The organism is Limnobaculum parvum (assembly GCF_003096015.2).
In the GTDB taxonomy this organism is placed as follows: domain Bacteria; phylum Pseudomonadota; class Gammaproteobacteria; order Enterobacterales; family Enterobacteriaceae; genus Limnobaculum; species Limnobaculum parvum.
In genome coordinates this window covers 1348841-1365029 of sequence record NZ_CP029185.2, presented here as the reverse complement: position 1 = coordinate 1365029, position 16189 = coordinate 1348841, and the positions used below count along the sequence as shown (strand labels likewise).

The 16189-nt window shown below is 44.9% G+C and carries 15 protein-coding genes; 5 read left to right on the top strand and 10 right to left on the bottom strand.

Annotation, left to right across the window (positions count from 1 at the left end):
* Window positions 1-22 precede the first annotated feature (22 nt).
* Both dcd and apbC read right to left on the bottom strand, forming a co-directional pair.
* Window positions 23-604 carry a dCTP deaminase gene (dcd, locus tag HYN51_RS05475; protein WP_108901907.1) on the bottom strand — a complete coding sequence of 194 codons (582 nt, stop codon included), beginning with the start codon at window positions 602-604 and terminating at the stop codon, window positions 23-25.
* 274 nt (window positions 605-878) lie between these two features.
* Window positions 879-1994: an iron-sulfur cluster carrier protein ApbC gene (apbC, locus tag HYN51_RS05470; protein ID WP_108901906.1), complete on the bottom strand. Its 1116-nt coding sequence runs from the start codon at window positions 1992-1994 to the stop codon at window positions 879-881.
* Between the two features lie 289 nt (window positions 1995-2283).
* On the opposite strand from apbC, the gene metG reads away from it, so the two are divergent.
* Window positions 2284-4329 carry a methionine--tRNA ligase gene (gene metG, locus HYN51_RS05465; RefSeq protein ID WP_108901905.1) on the top strand — a complete coding sequence of 682 codons (2046 nt, stop codon included), beginning with the start codon at window positions 2284-2286 and terminating at the stop codon, window positions 4327-4329.
* 109 nt (window positions 4330-4438) lie between these two features.
* On the opposite strand, the gene HYN51_RS05460 is transcribed toward metG, so the two are convergent.
* From HYN51_RS05460 to yieE, 6 genes are all read right to left on the bottom strand, one after another.
* Window positions 4439-5227: an ABC transporter ATP-binding protein gene (locus HYN51_RS05460; protein ID WP_108901904.1), complete on the bottom strand. Its 789-nt coding sequence runs from the start codon at window positions 5225-5227 to the stop codon at window positions 4439-4441.
* The gene (locus HYN51_RS05455; protein WP_108901903.1) at window positions 5224-6306 is read right to left on the bottom strand and encodes a FecCD family ABC transporter permease; all 1083 of its coding nucleotides are present in this window, start codon (window positions 6304-6306) and stop codon (window positions 5224-5226) included. The genes HYN51_RS05460 and HYN51_RS05455 overlap by 4 nt, the downstream gene beginning before the upstream one ends.
* Before the next feature lie 468 nt (window positions 6307-6774).
* Window positions 6775-7650 carry a tetratricopeptide repeat protein gene (locus HYN51_RS05450; protein WP_108901902.1) on the bottom strand — a complete coding sequence of 292 codons (876 nt, stop codon included), beginning with the start codon at window positions 7648-7650 and terminating at the stop codon, window positions 6775-6777.
* A gap of 5 nt (window positions 7651-7655) precedes the next feature.
* Window positions 7656-8024, bottom strand: a complete 369-nt coding sequence (locus HYN51_RS05445) for a hypothetical protein (protein ID WP_108901901.1) — start codon at window positions 8022-8024, stop codon at window positions 7656-7658.
* 362 nt (window positions 8025-8386) lie between these two features.
* Window positions 8387-9886: an amino acid permease gene (locus HYN51_RS05440; RefSeq protein ID WP_108901900.1), complete on the bottom strand. Its 1500-nt coding sequence runs from the start codon at window positions 9884-9886 to the stop codon at window positions 8387-8389.
* 155 nt (window positions 9887-10041) lie between these two features.
* Window positions 10042-10944 carry a DNA-binding transcriptional regulator YeiE gene (gene yieE / locus HYN51_RS05435; RefSeq protein ID WP_108901899.1) on the bottom strand — a complete coding sequence of 301 codons (903 nt, stop codon included), beginning with the start codon at window positions 10942-10944 and terminating at the stop codon, window positions 10042-10044.
* A 112-nt stretch (window positions 10945-11056) separates the two neighbouring features.
* Here yieE and HYN51_RS05430 point away from each other — a divergent pair, with 112 nt between their 5' ends.
* Together HYN51_RS05430 and nfo are read left to right on the top strand one after the other, a co-directional pair.
* On the top strand, window positions 11057-12139 hold the full coding sequence (locus HYN51_RS05430; protein WP_108901898.1) for a YeiH family protein: 1083 nt from the start codon (window positions 11057-11059) through the stop codon (window positions 12137-12139).
* Between the two features lie 96 nt (window positions 12140-12235).
* On the top strand, window positions 12236-13093 hold the full coding sequence (gene nfo, locus HYN51_RS05425) for a deoxyribonuclease IV (protein ID WP_108901897.1): 858 nt from the start codon (window positions 12236-12238) through the stop codon (window positions 13091-13093).
* Between the two features lie 238 nt (window positions 13094-13331).
* On the opposite strand, the gene fruK is transcribed toward nfo, so the two are convergent.
* Both fruK and HYN51_RS05415 read right to left on the bottom strand, forming a co-directional pair.
* Complete coding sequence (gene fruK / locus HYN51_RS05420; RefSeq protein WP_108901896.1) at window positions 13332-14270, bottom strand: 1-phosphofructokinase; 939 nt, start codon at window positions 14268-14270, stop codon at window positions 13332-13334.
* 185 nt (window positions 14271-14455) lie between these two features.
* Window positions 14456-14653: a YkgJ family cysteine cluster protein gene (locus tag HYN51_RS05415; RefSeq protein WP_230514050.1), complete on the bottom strand. Its 198-nt coding sequence runs from the start codon at window positions 14651-14653 to the stop codon at window positions 14456-14458.
* Between HYN51_RS05415 and HYN51_RS16540 the strand changes: the two genes are divergently transcribed.
* Both HYN51_RS16540 and mtr read left to right on the top strand, forming a co-directional pair.
* The gene (locus tag HYN51_RS16540; RefSeq protein WP_230514077.1) at window positions 14610-14801 is read left to right on the top strand and encodes a hypothetical protein; all 192 of its coding nucleotides are present in this window, start codon (window positions 14610-14612) and stop codon (window positions 14799-14801) included. The genes HYN51_RS05415 and HYN51_RS16540 overlap by 44 nt on opposite strands.
* Before the next feature lie 126 nt (window positions 14802-14927).
* Window positions 14928-16166 carry a tryptophan permease gene (gene mtr / locus HYN51_RS05410; protein WP_108901894.1) on the top strand — a complete coding sequence of 413 codons (1239 nt, stop codon included), beginning with the start codon at window positions 14928-14930 and terminating at the stop codon, window positions 16164-16166.
* Window positions 16167-16189 lie beyond the last annotated feature (23 nt).

The window sequence follows — 16189 nt, the reverse complement described above, 5'->3', positions numbered from 1 at the left end:
TTTAATCCATCAAATTAATCAGTTAGTCTTTATCAATGCGGCTGGCTACGGCGCCCTGCTGCTCTTTATATTTTGCATCTTCACGACGGTTGTAAGGCCGAGCTGCTGGCCCGCTCAAAGGTTCAAAACTTAATGCACCAATCACCATCCCCGGACGCAGTGCTAACGGTAATTTACCTGAATTATAAAACTCCAACACAATCTTGCCCTGCCAGCCAGGATCGATTCGATGAGCAGTAACGTGGACCATAAGGCCTAAACGGGCCAGTGAAGAGCGTCCATCCAACCAACCAACAATATCATCAGGAAGCGAGACTGACTCCAACGTAACCGCCAAAGCTAACTCACCAGGATGCAGGAAAAAAGGCTGTTCGTCTGTCAGATTGATTTCATCACTCATGACCTTTTCGAGGGCGGCTGACACGTCTTCTTTTGGTCCACTCAGATCGATATAAGCCGCAGTATGTCCAAGAAATACGCGAAACTGATTACCTAAGCGGACATCGACGGTTGCGCCATTAATTCGCTCAACAGGCGGACGGGGCGTCATTTTCAGCTTGCCGCTATCAAGGTAGGCTTCAATATCCCGATCGCATAATCTCATGGCGGTAACTCTCCTGTCTTTAGTTGCTTCGATTCAGTACTTGCTATGATTTCAAATAACTAAAATCAATAATCTCGATATATTATCATCAGTTTGCCAGAGTATCCCTCTAATAATAGCGGGACCCCATTAACAGATGTTTTATTATTCAAAGAATAACGGCAATGTGTCGTATCTGAAACCATGCATGTGGCAAAGATAAAACCGGAAAATATTTCGGAAGGCATATGCCAGCACCAAAGCGGACGCTGGCATATCTCAAACAAACGGCAAGTTACAGCATGGTTCTGATATTAATTTCAGATGGGATGGTATGTCCCTGCCAGTAGAGCTCCGCAGCGATCTTAGCCGCAACCTGACGGTACAACTCACTGAACTCACTATCAGGATTTGAAATCACTGTCGGTTGACCGCGATCCAGATCTTCACGAATAGTAATATGCAGCGGTAATTGGCCTAACAGTTGACTACCGTGTTTAGCAATGAGCTTTTCTGCCCCACCGGTTCCAAAAATAGCTTCCTGATGACCGCAATTGCTACAAATATGAATACTCATATTTTCAACAATACCTAGCACCGGGACGTGGACCTTCTCAAACATCACTAGCCCTTTCATGGCATCCACCAATGCTACGTCCTGCGGAGTCGTAACGATAACGGCCCCCGTCACTGGAATATTCTGAGATAGAGTCAGTTGAATATCACCGGTTCCCGGCGGCATATCAATGACCAAATAGTCCAAATCAGGCCATAAAGTATCTTGCAGCAGTTGTAACAACGCTTTACTGGCCATTGGCCCACGCCATACCATAGCGTTGCCATCTTCCACTAGATAACCAATAGAGTTGGTTGCCAGTCCATGTGCCATGATAGGTGCCATATGTTCACCATCCGGCGAGGTTGGCCGCTCATGAGCCGTACCCAACATGGTTGGAATCGAAGGTCCATAAATATCAGCATCGAGAATACCAACCTTTACGCCTTCGGCTGCCAGCGCTAACGCCAGATTCACGGCAGTACTGGATTTACCCACGCCACCCTTACCGGAACTCACAGCAATAATATTTTTTACGCCTTTCACTCCGGCCTGATCGTTAGCACGCTTCAACGTGACAACATTGTTATGCAAGCGCCACTCAACGGAAGCAGCGCCTGTGGCTTTAATCAGCTCAGCACTCTTTTCCGCTTTTAACGCTTCAAACCCGGTCTTCCAAGCAAATGGCATATGCAGTTCGATATGCAATACGTTATCTAACATTGTGCAGTGATGAAGCGCTTTAAGCTGGCTCACGTTTTTCTTTAATGTTGGATGGGTAAACGTGGCGAGCAGCTCCGTAACCTGATGGTTTAACGCCTCTGGCGTCACTGGCCCTTGGGATTGTTGGTTCATCCCTACTCCTCTTTATTATCAGCTAGTTTTACGACAAACATGGCAATGCATGTATGACGACTCATACTGCCTATTAGCATAACAGATGAGGAATAAAAACACGTAACCTTGTTCTATCGTCATCACGCATCAATAAAGTGTTTCATTAAAAAATAAGCGATACCTGTACTCAACCAAAAAATTATCGTCATCAGAAGGAAATAGCACCTAGCCGAGTGTGATTCAATCAGTTAACATCAACGATCCCATTCGTTCCACTTAACAAAAGATAAGAGATAAGACACTAACTATGGCTCAAGTCGCGAAAAAAATACTGGTGACCTGTGCGCTACCATACGCAAACGGTTCAATTCATCTCGGTCATATTCTCGAGCATATTCAAGCAGATATTTGGGTTCGTTATCAGCGAATGCGCGGACATCAGGTTAACTTTATCTGTGCTGATGATGCCCACGGCACACCGATCATGCTGAAAGCTCAGCAGCTTGGTGTTACCCCTGAGAGCATGATTGATGAGATGAGCCGTGAACACCAGCAGGATTTCGCAGGCTTCTCTATCAGTTACGATAACTATCACTCAACGCACAGTAAAGAGAACCGTGAGTTATCCGAGCTTATCTATGGTCGGTTAAAATCTAACGGATTTATTAAAAACCGTACCATTTCTCAGCTGTACGATCCTGAGAAATCAATGTTTCTACCAGACCGTTTTGTCAAAGGCACCTGCCCGAGATGTAAAGCGCCAGATCAATACGGTGATAACTGCGAAGTTTGTGGTGCAACTTACAGCCCTACCGAGCTGATTAACCCGCGCTCCGTGGTTTCCGGTGCGACACCAGAAATGCGTGAAACCGAGCACTTCTTCTTTGATTTGCCCGCATTTCAGGAAATGCTTCAGGCTTGGACCCGTTCAGGTGCATTGCAGGAGCAAGTGGCTAACAAGATGCAAGAATGGTTTGATACCGGTCTGCAACAGTGGGATATCACCCGTGATTCGCCTTATTTCGGTTTTGAAATTCCGGATGCACCTGGCAAATACTTCTATGTTTGGCTGGATGCACCAATTGGCTACATGGGTTCTTTTAAAAACCTGTGCAACAAGCGTGATGATTTAAATTTTGATGAATATTGGCGAGAAGGTTCCGACGCCGAGCTTTACCACTTTATCGGTAAAGATATCGTCTACTTCCACAGCCTGTTTTGGCCAGCCATGCTGGAAGGCAGTCAGTTCCGTAAGCCAAGCAATCTGTTTGTGCACGGCTATGTCACGGTTAATGGTGCTAAGATGTCTAAATCGCGTGGTACCTTTATTCAGGCAAGTACCTATCTGAAGCATCTGGATCCAGACTGCCTGCGTTACTACTACGCGGCGAAGCTCTCTTCCCGCATTGATGATATCGATCTCAACCTAGAAGATTTTGTTCAGCGAGTTAATGCCGATATCGTTAATAAAGTCGTGAATCTGGCATCTCGTAACGCTGGTTTTATCAATAAGCGTTTTGATGGTCAATTATCCACTAAACTGGCTGATTCAGAGCTGTACAAAACCTTTATCCATTCGGCAAAAATCATTGCTGAATACTATGACCAGCGTGAATTCAATAAAGCGATTCGCGAAATTATGGCACTGGCCGATATTGCTAACCGTTACGTTGATGAACAAGCACCTTGGGTAGTGGCTAAAGAAGAAGGCCGGGATGAAGATCTGCAACTGATTTGCTCTATGGGTATCAATATGTTCCGCATATTGATGACCTATCTGAAGCCGGTTCTGCCATCTCTGACTGAACGCGCAGAAGCTTTCCTAAATAAAGAACTGCATTGGGATGAAATTGAAAAACCGTTATTAGGTCATAAAGTTAACGGATTCAAAGCGCTCTTTAATCGCATCGATAGCGATAAGGTTGATGCGATGGTTGAGTCATCTAAAGCCGATCTACAGGCCATGCAGTCTGGTGCTCCAAAAGCAGCAACCACGGGCCCGTTAGCCGATGACCCAATTGCTGAAACGATTACCTTTGATGATTTTGCTAAAGTTGATTTGCGTGTCGCGTTGATCAAACAAGCTGAAGAAGTCGAAGGTTCAGACAAGCTGCTGCGTTTAACGCTGGATCTGGGCGGTGAAATTCGTCAGGTGTTCTCTGGAATTAAGAGCGCCTATCCCGACCCGAAAGCCCTTGAAGGTCGCCTGACCGTGATGGTAGCTAATCTTGCACCTCGAAAAATGCGTTTTGGTATATCAGAAGGCATGGTAATGGCCGCAGGCCCTGGTGGTAATGATATCTTCCTCTTAACGCCGGATAGCGGTGCCCAACCGGGAATGTCGGTTAAGTAATTCTGTTCTCTTGTCATATTAAAATAAGGGCTATGAAAATTTCATAGCCCTTAACATACCGATAAATGCGGTAAACACGCGGTGAAAAATCTCACGATTTTGGGTTCTATCAAGACATTGGGTGTTCTACCAAACCATCAATTAATACCTGTGGACGACCTTGAGAACAACGTTCGATACGACCACGAACGCCATACACTTGTGCCAAACTTTCTGGCGTAATCACTTCATCAGGCTTACCATCAGCAATAAGTTTGCCACTTTGCAGCATCAAGACATGATCTGCATGATGCAAAGCAATATTAATATCATGAACCACCACCACAGTGATGATATTACGTTTAATCGTCTCTTTGCGTACCAAATCCATAACGTGGAACTGATAATTAAGATCTAATGCGCTCAATGGCTCATCAAGCAGCAATAGCGAAGGTTGGCGAATCAGTGACTGAGCTAATCCAACCAACTGCTTCTGCCCACCTGAGAGCTGATCCAAATAGCTTAGCGCCAAATGAGAAATACCCAGTTGTTGCAGTAGAGCCATCACCTCGGCTTCGCCTTTTTCAGTCTGGCTACCACCGGAAGCTCGCTGAGCAACCACAATAGATTCAAGCACATGTAGATGCACACCGGCAGGTAATGACTGAGGCAGATAAACCACGCTCTTTGCCCGTTGGGCAAAAGGCTGCTTCATTAAATCCTGCCCATCCAGCAATAGCTCACCAGTGGCATGATTCAACCCGGCTAAAGAACGTAGTAGCGTCGATTTTCCGCTGCCGTTAGGTCCTAACAGAACAGTGATTTCCCCTCTCGATAACCTAGGAATCGACAGGTCGGTGATGATTTTTTTTCTCGGATAGCCCGCATTAAAGTGATTTGCTTGTAACCCAGTCATCATATTTGCCCTCTGTGGCGCAAAATGATGCTCAGAAAGAACGGAACGCCAACCAATGACGTTACAATACCAACTGGAATAATGACACCTGGGATCAGGTTTTTAGAGGCCACAGAAGCCATCGACAATACCAATGCGCCAATTAACGCACTGGCTGGTAGATAAAAACGATGGTCTTCACCAAAAATCAGACGAGCAATATGTGGTGCAACCAGACCTATAAATCCTATCGGCCCAACAAACGCCACCGCCAACGCAGATAACATACTGATACGTAGTAGCGTTGTCAGGCGTAAGCGACGAACATCGATACCAAAACTAATGGCCCTATCTTCACCCAATCTTAGCGCCGTTAGCTTCCAAGCATTCATCATTGACCACGGGAACAGAACCAAGAATACCGCTATCAGAATACCTAACTTAATCCAAGTTGCCCGCGCTAGGCTACCCATCGTCCAGAAAACCAACCCCTGAAGGGTATCTTCAGAAGCGATAAACTGCATCATGGAAACCAGTGCATTGAAGGTGAACACCAATGCAATACCAAACAGCACCACGCCCGATGTAGCAACCTGAGTCCAACGAGTTACTGCATCCAGCATAAATGCAGCCAGTAAGGCAAAAATGAACGCATTGGCAGAAATAAACCATTGAGGATCAATTCCAGGGATACCAATCCCCAACACGATAGCCAGCGCAGCACCAAAAGCAGCCGCAGAAGAAACCCCTAAAGTGAAAGGGCTTGCCAGTGGGTTATTCAAGATGGTTTGCATTTCTGCCCCCGCCAAACCCAAAGCCAGTCCTACGACTATTGCCATCAGGGCATAAGGCAGGCGAATATCCCAAACGATGACTTGGGTTCCAGCGTCGACCGTTTCAGGATGCAACAATGTTTTCCACAGTTCTGCAATCGTAAGGCTCGAAGGCCCCATGATAAAATCAAGCACGAGAGATCCAATAATCGCCAATAAAACAATGGCTAAAATCATCAGGCGCTTACGCAAAATGCGATGATAACGACCCATTACACCCACTTCAGCCGGGGTATTAGCTTTTACTGCCGAATTGCTACTTATGCTCATTCAATGACAACCATTGCTGCTTTATAGATTATTTATTCTTTTCAACAACAGCACCTACCCAGTAGGTACCTGTTGGTTCAATAGCCATGAAGCCTTTATATGAAGTCTTCACGGTCTCGTCAGTATTAATATGTTTAAATTTCTCAAGATAGAGTCACTTACTGAACTCCTGAATAGCCAATACAGTATACGGTGAGTTATAGAAGCTATGCCAATAAGTTGCCTCATAAATGATGCCTCTTCCCTATTGCTTCAAAGATGCAAACAATAATGCAAAAGAGAATGATTATCAATAATAAAAGCCAAAGGGATACCAAAAGAGAGAGGTCTGTCATACATGATAAAAGCGTTGGAAATGGGAGAAGGATAGTTTATCAATAATAACTAAACAAAAAACAATAAAGCCGGAAACCTTGTATTATCAATTAAATAACAATACAGGCTTTCCGACCTTATCTGAAAACGGTATCAATACTCGGTGAAAACTAATTTTTTTCTTGTTGGTGAATACATCGAAATATACTGCTGAGCCAGACTCTTCGAAGAAGCCAGCTTACCGGCTTTACTCAGAACTGGGGTCAGTTTTTCCATCACCATCTTCGCGGTACCAGCAATATCACTATCACCGTATTGAGCAACGGTTGCGTACCAGGCATAAGCTTGCTGATCGTCTTTTGCAATGCCCTGACCTAAGTAATAAGAACCAGCTAAATTGAACTGAGCTTCGGTAACGCCTTGATTAGCGGCTTTAGTGTACCAGTATACTGCTTGTTCAGCATCCTGTGGAACGCCTTCACCGTGAGTATAAGCTGCACCCAGATTATTCTGAGAATTCGCAATGCCCTGCTTGGCTGCCAAACTATCCCAATTAATGGATTGCTCAAGGTTGTACTCTACGCCCTTGCCATTCAAATAGGCCGAAGCGACTTGCCCCTGAGCACGCGCATTACCCTGCTCAGCTGCTTTTTTATACCAAATAAACGCTTCATTAGGGTCAGGCATCATATCTATGCCATTCGCGTACATATCCGCCAATTGAAGCTGAGAATCAACATTACCACTGATTGCTGAGGATTTAATCCACTCCAATCCTTTAACTTTTTCGCCTGACGCTAAAAGGATATCACCCATCCGGCGCTGCGCTAATTGATCGCCTGCATTCCCCTGCTTTTGAATTTGAGAAAGGTACTGCTGCAGACCACCTAACATATTTTGTTGTGAGGGATCAATTGGCTGACCAAATGCAGAAGATGCGTCATCGTTTTGTTTTTTGTCGACGCAACCAGACACCATTAGTGTTAAAACGCTTAGAATCAATGCACAGTGATAACGCTTAATTAACATAGATATTATTTCCTGTCTGCTTGCTCTAACAATAATGAGTAAATTTGACCATCGATATGCTGACAGGTTCTGGCAAGTTTAGCCTGGTAAACGCTATCCATTACATTTACTGTATCCGGCCCCAATGTTGAACGCATGGCAAGATACTTGGTTGCCGTTTCCATGTTCGAATCCATCATGGTTTTGCTCTGATTATAACTATTAAAATCAAGCTTTTGCAACGTCTCCAAACGAACAAGGCATCCTTGAAAACGCTGGTTATATGACGCTTCGCCACTATTAGCCTGTGGAGGGTTCTTTTTTTCGAACTTCGCACAACCGTTGATGCTAATAAGGACCAGCCCTACTGCGGCCAACATCAATGTTCTTTTCATCAATCTGTTACCTTAAAAAATTGATTGCAGTTTTATAAATTATAGATGTATCGCATGATACAAACCAAGGTCGAACGCATATAACGCAAGCAATAAAATGAGTATCGCTAAACAACTTCAGATCGTTCTGATAACAATTAAAGATACAAAACGAAAAGCAGCGCAACCTCGCCAAAGCGAAACCTATCCAATCTTAGCACAGTTTAATATAACACCGTGAAAAGAGATATGAATATAGTATTTATCAAACAAGCCGATCACACTTTTGGAATTTTGTACCCAAAAGCAATAATACATCTTGATAACTATCTCCACTAAAAAGCGGCGTATAATATGCCGCTCTTAAATATTACAGTGACTAATTACTCTTCCCTGATTTCTGTTTTTGGAAAATCCATATCTTTATAGCGGACAAATTTTGTTCTTTTAATTATTTTATATCCAAACCAAATTGCCAAAAACACTGGAATACCGATATAGGTAGCCGCAACGCCACCCCAGTCAATATTATCTTCCAAGAAGGCTTGGTAATTCTGCCCTAAAGTAATAATCAAACACAACACAAAAGCAAAAATTGGCCCTAATGGGAAGAAGCCTGAACGATATGGCAATGCATCCAGTGAATGCCCCTGCGCAATATAACCGCGACGGAAACGGTAATGACTGATAGCAATACCTAACCAAGCAATGAAGCCTGTCATCCCTGAGGTATTCAGCAACCATAAATAAACCTGCTGATTACCAAACATTGAGGTCAGAAAGCAAAGTCCTGCCACAACCGTGGTGGCAATGAGTGCATTACGAGGTACACCACCGGAGGACAGTTTAGCAAAAATCTTGGGGGCTTTACCTTCCGATGCCAGAGCATACAGCATACGGGTAGAAGCATACATACCTGAGTTACCTGCAGAAAGTACGGAGGTCAAAATAACCGCATTCATAACCGCCGCCGCAGACAATAAACCTGCATGCTGGAATACCAGCGTGAACGGACTCACACTAATATCTGTTTCATTATTGCGTAGCAGACTTGGATCAGTATAAGGAATTAATACGCTGACAATCAGAATCGCAAAAATATAAAACAACAAAATACGCCAGAATACCTGACGCACAGCCCGTGGAATATTACGAGCCGGATCGGCAGATTCACCCGCAGCAATACCGATAAGTTCCGTCCCTTGGAAAGAGAAACCAACGATCATCGCCACCCCAATCATGGCCGAGAAACCACCGGAAAACGGCGCATCACCGATAGTCCAGTTATGCCAGCCTGACATTGGTCCACCTTTCATAATGCCAAAAATCATCAGAAGGCCAAGACCAATAAATATCACTACCGTAACCACTTTAATCAGCGCAAACCAGAATTCAGCCTCACCAAATCCTTTCACTGAAATGTAATTAAGTAAAAATATAAAGCTCAGGAACAGTGCACTCCAGATCCAACTAGGCAACCCAAGTGGGGTTTCAGGAAACCAATATTGCATCACTAATTGAGCAGCAACCAAGTCAACTGCAACGGTCACCGCCCAGTTATACCAATAGTTCCACCCCAAAGCGAAGCCAAAACCCGGCTCAACATAATTAGCACCGTAAGTAGAAAATGAACCAGAAACCGGCATATAAGAAGCAAGTTCACCCAAACTGGTCATTAAGAAATAAACCATCAGGCCAATCAGCGCATAGGAAAGCAGTGCACCACCCGGACCTGCCTGAGCAATAGTCGCACCAGATGCAACAAACAAACCGGTACCGATCGAACCGCCGACAGCAATCATTGTTAAATGACGCGCTTTCAGCACCCGACGTAATCCCGGTACGTTTTTTTCCTTTGAATCTTTTGTATCGACCAGAGCCATTCTTAACCTATTCTATTTACTTGTCTGTTACTAAAAAGAGCGCGATTGTAGCAAAGGATAGATCGCGGGATAACATCAAACCTCTCAATATAAGATTCGTTCATAATTCTGAAGATCTTATTAGCAAAACCCTATAATGTATTTTTGATTATTTTTTAAGCAGACCGCTGAATTTCTGTCAATATCTGGGGAACGACCCGACAATAAGATAAGAAACGTAATAAGCTGGCAGAAATATGTTTCTGACGGTGATAAATCAGATATAGTCGGCGCTCAAGAGGTGCAAAAGGAATCTTCAATTCAACCAGAGCACCACTCTCTAACTGCTCTGCCACGACTCTATGTGACAAGCAACTAATACCAATACCATGGCGTACTGCGTGTTTAATTGCTTCAGAATTGCCCAGCTCCATAATTGGCCTAGCGCCCGGTAAATGGGACATCAGACTGTATTCCAGCACATCCCGAGTACCCGAACCTGACTCACGCAGTATCCACGGCGCACTAATCAGGTCATCTACCGTCACGAGCTTTTGGGTTAGCGCATGTCCCGCTGCGGCAAACACCACCAACTCATCACTCACCCACGGTCGGGATATCAACTCAGGGCTATGACACTGCCCTTCAATTAACCCTAAATCGGCACGAAAATCAGACACTAATTGAATGACTTCCCGGCTATTGGCAACAATCAGCTCCAATGGCGTGGACTGAAAATCCTGACGATAATTGGCAATCATTTCCGGCAGCATATAGTTGCCAATCGTGGTACTCGCTGCAATTCGCAACGCACCATCCTGTTGTTGAAAAAGCTGCTCAACCTCCATGGTTCTTTCCAACAAAGAGAGTGCTTTAGGATAGAGTAATCGACCATTTTCATTCACTACCAGTCGCTTACCCACCCTATCAAATAACGCCGCATTAAGCTGTTTTTCTAAATCAGCCAGTGCAGCACTCACCGCTGACTGCGACAATGCTAAAACGGAGGATGCCTGTGTGGTTGAGCCACTTTTTACTACTTCAACAAATATCTCAAGCTGACGCAATGTGATATGCATTGCTGCTCCTTACCACTTATTTCGATTAGTTATAAATATATAATCAATTTCTCTTTTATAGCCAATTACTTTATTTTTGTAAGCCTATTCACTGTTAGTCAGGTCGTCATATATGCAGCAGAGTCATTTAGCGACGCTCAAGCCGTCATTGTCTAAATCAGCAACACCACTGTTGCCGGGTTTATTACTCACTGGCACCATCACTTTGATCTCTATTTATGCGGCAAACCAACCGACGGTAGCTCGCTTAGGCCTCAGTGCCTTAACGTTGGCTATTGTGATTGGCATGGTAGTAGGGAATTTGATCTACCCTGCAATGTCTTCTGTTTGCAATCCTGGTGTGCATCTAGCCAAACAGAAATTATTGAGATTGGGTATCATTTTGTACGGGTTCCGCCTGACCTTTCAACAAATCGCTGATGTAGGCACCAGCGGTATCGTTATTGATATCCTTACTCTGACTTCCACCTTCTTTCTGGCCTGCTGGGCGGGAAAGCATCTCTTTGGTCTGGACAGACAAACTACCCTGCTAATTGGTGCTGGCAGCAGTATTTGTGGTGCAGCAGCGATTATGGCAGCAGATCCGATAGTTAAGTCAGAATCCAGTAAAGTGGCTGTTGCTGTCGCAACAGTAGTTATCTTTGGCACTATCGCTATGTTTCTTTACCCATGGCTGTATCAGCTAGAGATGAAATTTCATCTGTTGGGATTTTCTGATAACGATTTTGGTATCTATATTGGCTCCACCGTGCATGAAGTGGCTCAGGTTGTAGCCGCCGGCCGCGCTATTTCTGATGATGCCGGTAACAGTGCAGTCATTGTTAAAATGATCCGCGTTATGATGCTGGCCCCCTTCCTATTATTACTCTCCAGCTATCTTAATCGTCGTGAGAAAAACAACTCATCATTGGAAGCACAAAAAAGCGCTATCGTAATCCCTTGGTTCGCCGTACTGTTTATCGTGGTTGCCGGGTTTAACTCTCTGAACCTGCTTCCCCATGTAGCAGTAAAAAACCTAATCGATCTGGATACTATTTTACTCTCGATGGCAATGGCGGCGCTGGGACTTACCACTCACATCAGCGCTATTCGCCAAGCGGGGATAAAACCGCTGTTACTCGCCACTCTACTCTTTGTCTGGTTAATTGCAGGGGGAGCGCTGATTAATCTTGCGGTTCACCAGTGTGGTCTTTAGTCGACTGTCTATTTACGATTAACGTTAATTATTTGTTAATAGATGTTGCTACCCAAAATGTGAGATAATGATGGTTGGCAACTCAGGAGAATAGATATGAAGTTTGTTGGCGCACACGTTAGTGCATCAGGTGGATTAGATCAGGCCGTTATCCGAGCCCATGAGCTTGAAGCAACAGCTTTCGCGCTGTTTACCAAAAACCAGCGCCAGTGGCGAGCCGCCCCACTAAACGAAGAGGTGATCTCTGATTTTCGCGGCGCCTGCGAACAGTATCACTACAGCCCCGCTCAAATTTTACCTCATGACAGTTATTTGATTAATCTTGGTCATCCAGTGGAAGACGCACTGCAAAAATCCCGAGATGCCTTCATTGACGAAATGGAACGCTGCCAACAATTAGGGCTGACACTGCTGAACTTTCATCCCGGCAGCCACCTGATGCAGATAGATGAAGATCAATGCCTTAAACGTATTGCAGAATCCATTAATATTGCATTAGACAGAACCCAAAACGTTGTTGCCGTGATAGAAAACACCGCAGGCCAAGGCAGTAATTTGGGCTTTAAGTTTGAACATCTGGCTGCCATTATTGATGGTGTTGAAGATAAAAGTCGGGTTGGTGTCTGTATCGATACCTGTCATGCTTTCGCAGCAGGTTACGACCTACGTACGGAAGAAGACTGTGAGAAGACCTTTACGCATTTCAGCAATATTGTTGGATTTAATTATCTACGCGGTATGCACTTGAATGATGCTAAAAGCGAGTTCGGCAGCCGAGTTGATCGTCATAACAGCCTAGGTGAAGGGAATATTGGCAAAACCGTTTTTAGCTATATCATGCGCGATGAACGTTTTGACAATATTCCACTGATTCTGGAAACCATCAATCCGGATATCTGGAAAGATGAAATAGCCTGGTTAAAGAGCCAGCAAAAAGTCGCCGAAGCGGTTTGATCAAAGCGCCAATCAGTTTATCTGATAGTTTAGCTTTAGACCTTAAAATAACCCATCAGAGAGAGAGACCGCCGTTGGGGTCGACTCGCTCTGCGGCGGAGCACAGGCGACCTTCCGGTCGAGCACAAAGCCAATATAAACACTTCAGATTTTACGACCGGAATATACATAGATGCCGATTTACCAGATTTGTTGGCATGATGACGCAATGTCTCTCAGCCTCTTTTAGCGGCACTCATCAATTAAACGGTTTCAACTCAACCTGCGACATCATCGACGCCAGTTGCATCCTATCTTTAATCCCTACATTACTTTGACTAACTGCCAACACCGCAACTGCCGTTGCTAACCGTAAAGTATGTTCACTGGATTCACGCATCAGCAGGCCATAGATCAAACCACCAACCATTGAGTCTCCCGCACCTACCGTACTCACTACTTCACAAATTGGGGGTTTTGCCAGCCAAGCACCTGAAGCATTAACCCACAGCGCCCCTTCCACACCCAGAGATATCACGACATGAGCAATACCGTCTTCGCGCAGTGCATGGGCAGCTTCTACCACATCTTCCAGCGTTGGAAGTGGCCGTCCCATCCAGATTTCCAGCTCACGACGATTAGGTTTTACCAGCCATGGGGATGCTTTCAACCCGGCAGCAAAAGCCTCGCGACTGCTATCAAAAATAATACAAGGGCAGATGCTACGCAGTTGACGCATCCAGTCACTAAATGAGTCTGGATCGACACCCACGGGTAAACTACCGCTCACCGCCACCATATCAAACTGCCCCAGCCATGTGAGCGAATCAACCATAAAACGCTGCCAGTCATTCTGGCTAACTTCAAAACCAGAAAAATTGAAATCAGTCACTTCATTGCTGGCTTCGGTCAGCTTAACGTTGATACGCGTACGCCCCGGCACGACCTGAAAGCGGTTAGCGATACCTAATTCACTGAACAGTTGCTGAAAACCATCCTGATTCTCTTTGCCAAGAAACCCACCAACGGTGACATCAATACCCAGATCTTTCAGTACTTTTGCTACGTTAATGCCTTTACCGGCTGCATGTAATCCCGCCGTTTTTACCCGATTGACATCCCCCAAAACGATATTTGGGCAATAGCCAACTAAGTCATAAGCCGGATTCAAGGTTATGGTTGCTACACGTCTGTTCATCTATTTCTTCTTTTTTGCTTCTGTTTCGCTTTTCAACACCGTCAGAAAAGCAAAAAAAACGCAGATGCGTTTCCCTGTTTTCGGCTGGTGGATCGTTTCAGGCGATTCTAGCGCTATTTTTGCTCAATTGCTCTAATATTCCCCGAATATTTGAGACGCATGATGCAAAATTCTTCAGACAGTAACTAGGGTGAGGTCAGAATTTCCAACTGGCGCAAGTAGCGCAAAGCCTCATTACGATTGGAAAGACACATATCTTCACGGGGCTTTAATTGTGCACACACTTTGGGCCGATCGGGATGATGAAAAATTTTGCAGCGAAAAGATTCATCAAGATGGATGCAAAGAACATCTGCCGGTTTGCCATCAGGCATGCCGGGAATAGGACTGGATATTGATAATCCGATACAACATGCTCCGCAACCCGTGCGACATTCCATTTTAACGATCCGCGCTCAACGATTCTGGTGCCTGACCATAGCAGTACGGTGTGACGATAACCAGTTATTTGCTACTACGCTGGAAAAATAGTCTCCCCTCGATAGCCAATCCTCTATTGCCACTTACTGATTATGAAGAAATAGTTGTTTACAAAAACATACAAGCACGTATCATTCGACTAGTACAAAAATATAACTCAATCAGGAAAGCAAACACATGTCCCAAACAACGCCGATTAAACGCCCTTCTGTATTTGGTGGAGCGATGATTATTGCCGGAACCGCTGTCGGTGCCGGTATGTTCTCTATACCTATTGTCACTTCTGGCGTTTGGTTCAGCGGTTCAACCCTGATGCTGGTTTATACCTGGTTTTGTATGTTTATGTCCGGGCTGATGCTGCTGGAGGCAAACCTTAACTACCCGGTTGGTTCCAGTTTCCATACGATGGTAAAAGATCTGTTAGGTAACATCTGGAACAGCATTAACGGCCTGTCGGTGGCATTTGTGCTTTATATTCTGACCTATGCTTACATTTCTGCGGGTGGTTCAATAATCAGTCATACCCTGACTTCAGTATTCAGTATCAACCAGACTATGGCTGGATTACTGTTTGCTATTCTGGTTGCCTTCATTGTTTGGCTATCCACCAAAGCCGTTGACCGCATTAATACCATTTTGATCGGCGGCATGGTGATTACCTTTGTTTTTTCCGTTAGCGATATGTTTGCTCAGGTTCAGCCAGAAATTCTATTTAACCGCAATGAAAGTAACGCTGAATACCTGCCTTATGCATTAGCCGCATTCCCCTATTTGCTGGCCTCGTTTGGCTATCACGGCAATATTCCGGGGCTGGCTAAATACTATCATCAAGATGCAAAATCCGTGGTGCACAGCCTGCTGATTGGTACCCTCATCGCACTGGTTATCTATCTGTTATGGCAGTACGTTATTCAGGGCAATATCCCTCGTGCAGGCTTTAAGCAGGTGATTGCTGAAGGCGGAAACATTGGTAATCTGCTGGCCCAGCTTGATAATGGCGTTGTTACCCCATTAGTTAAACAACTGTTGAATGCTTTCTCTTATATGGCACTAGCCAGTTCATTCCTTGGCGTTTCTCTTGGGTTGCTGGATTACATTGCTGACTTCTTCAAATTTGAAGATACCCCAGCAGGCCGAACTAAATCTGCGCTGGTGACATTTGTACCACCTACAGTGGCTGCCTTGCTGTTCCCTGACGGTTTCCTGTACGCCATCGGTTTTGCCGGTCTCGCGGCAACCATTTGGGCCGTTATCGTACCGGCCATGTTAGCTCGCGCTAGCCGTAAAAAATTCCCGCAAGCGACTTATCACGCCCCTGGTGGTAACTCTATGGTTTATTTTGTTATTTTATTTGGCCTGATAAACATTGTGGCCCACATAGCTTCAACCATAAACCTACTTCCGGTTTATAAATAACCGTCTATCGGCATCAGGTACAA

What these genes read in the sequence shown, in the direction of transcription:
- dcd (WP_108901907.1), bottom strand. Translation starts at nt 604, where the DNA reads ATGAGATTATGCGATCGGGATATTGAAGCCTACCTTGATAGCGGCAAG.
- apbC (WP_108901906.1), bottom strand. Translation starts at nt 1,994, where the DNA reads ATGAACCAACAATCCCAAGGGCCAGTGACGCCAGAGGCGTTAAACCAT.
- metG (WP_108901905.1), top strand. Translation starts at nt 2,284, where the DNA reads ATGGCTCAAGTCGCGAAAAAAATACTGGTGACCTGTGCGCTACCATAC.
- HYN51_RS05460 (WP_108901904.1), bottom strand. Translation starts at nt 5,227, where the DNA reads ATGATGACTGGGTTACAAGCAAATCACTTTAATGCGGGCTATCCGAGA.
- HYN51_RS05455 (WP_108901903.1), bottom strand. Translation starts at nt 6,306, where the DNA reads ATGAGCATAAGTAGCAATTCGGCAGTAAAAGCTAATACCCCGGCTGAA.
- HYN51_RS05450 (WP_108901902.1), bottom strand. Translation starts at nt 7,650, where the DNA reads ATGTTAATTAAGCGTTATCACTGTGCATTGATTCTAAGCGTTTTAACA.
- HYN51_RS05445 (WP_108901901.1), bottom strand. Translation starts at nt 8,024, where the DNA reads ATGAAAAGAACATTGATGTTGGCCGCAGTAGGGCTGGTCCTTATTAGC.
- HYN51_RS05440 (WP_108901900.1), bottom strand. Translation starts at nt 9,886, where the DNA reads ATGGCTCTGGTCGATACAAAAGATTCAAAGGAAAAAAACGTACCGGGA.
- yieE (WP_108901899.1), bottom strand. Translation starts at nt 10,944, where the DNA reads ATGCATATCACATTGCGTCAGCTTGAGATATTTGTTGAAGTAGTAAAA.
- HYN51_RS05430 (WP_108901898.1), top strand. Translation starts at nt 11,057, where the DNA reads ATGCAGCAGAGTCATTTAGCGACGCTCAAGCCGTCATTGTCTAAATCA.
- nfo (WP_108901897.1), top strand. Translation starts at nt 12,236, where the DNA reads ATGAAGTTTGTTGGCGCACACGTTAGTGCATCAGGTGGATTAGATCAG.
- fruK (WP_108901896.1), bottom strand. Translation starts at nt 14,270, where the DNA reads ATGAACAGACGTGTAGCAACCATAACCTTGAATCCGGCTTATGACTTA.
- HYN51_RS16540 (WP_230514077.1), top strand. Translation starts at nt 14,610, where the DNA reads ATGCAAAGAACATCTGCCGGTTTGCCATCAGGCATGCCGGGAATAGGA.
- mtr (WP_108901894.1), top strand. Translation starts at nt 14,928, where the DNA reads ATGTCCCAAACAACGCCGATTAAACGCCCTTCTGTATTTGGTGGAGCG.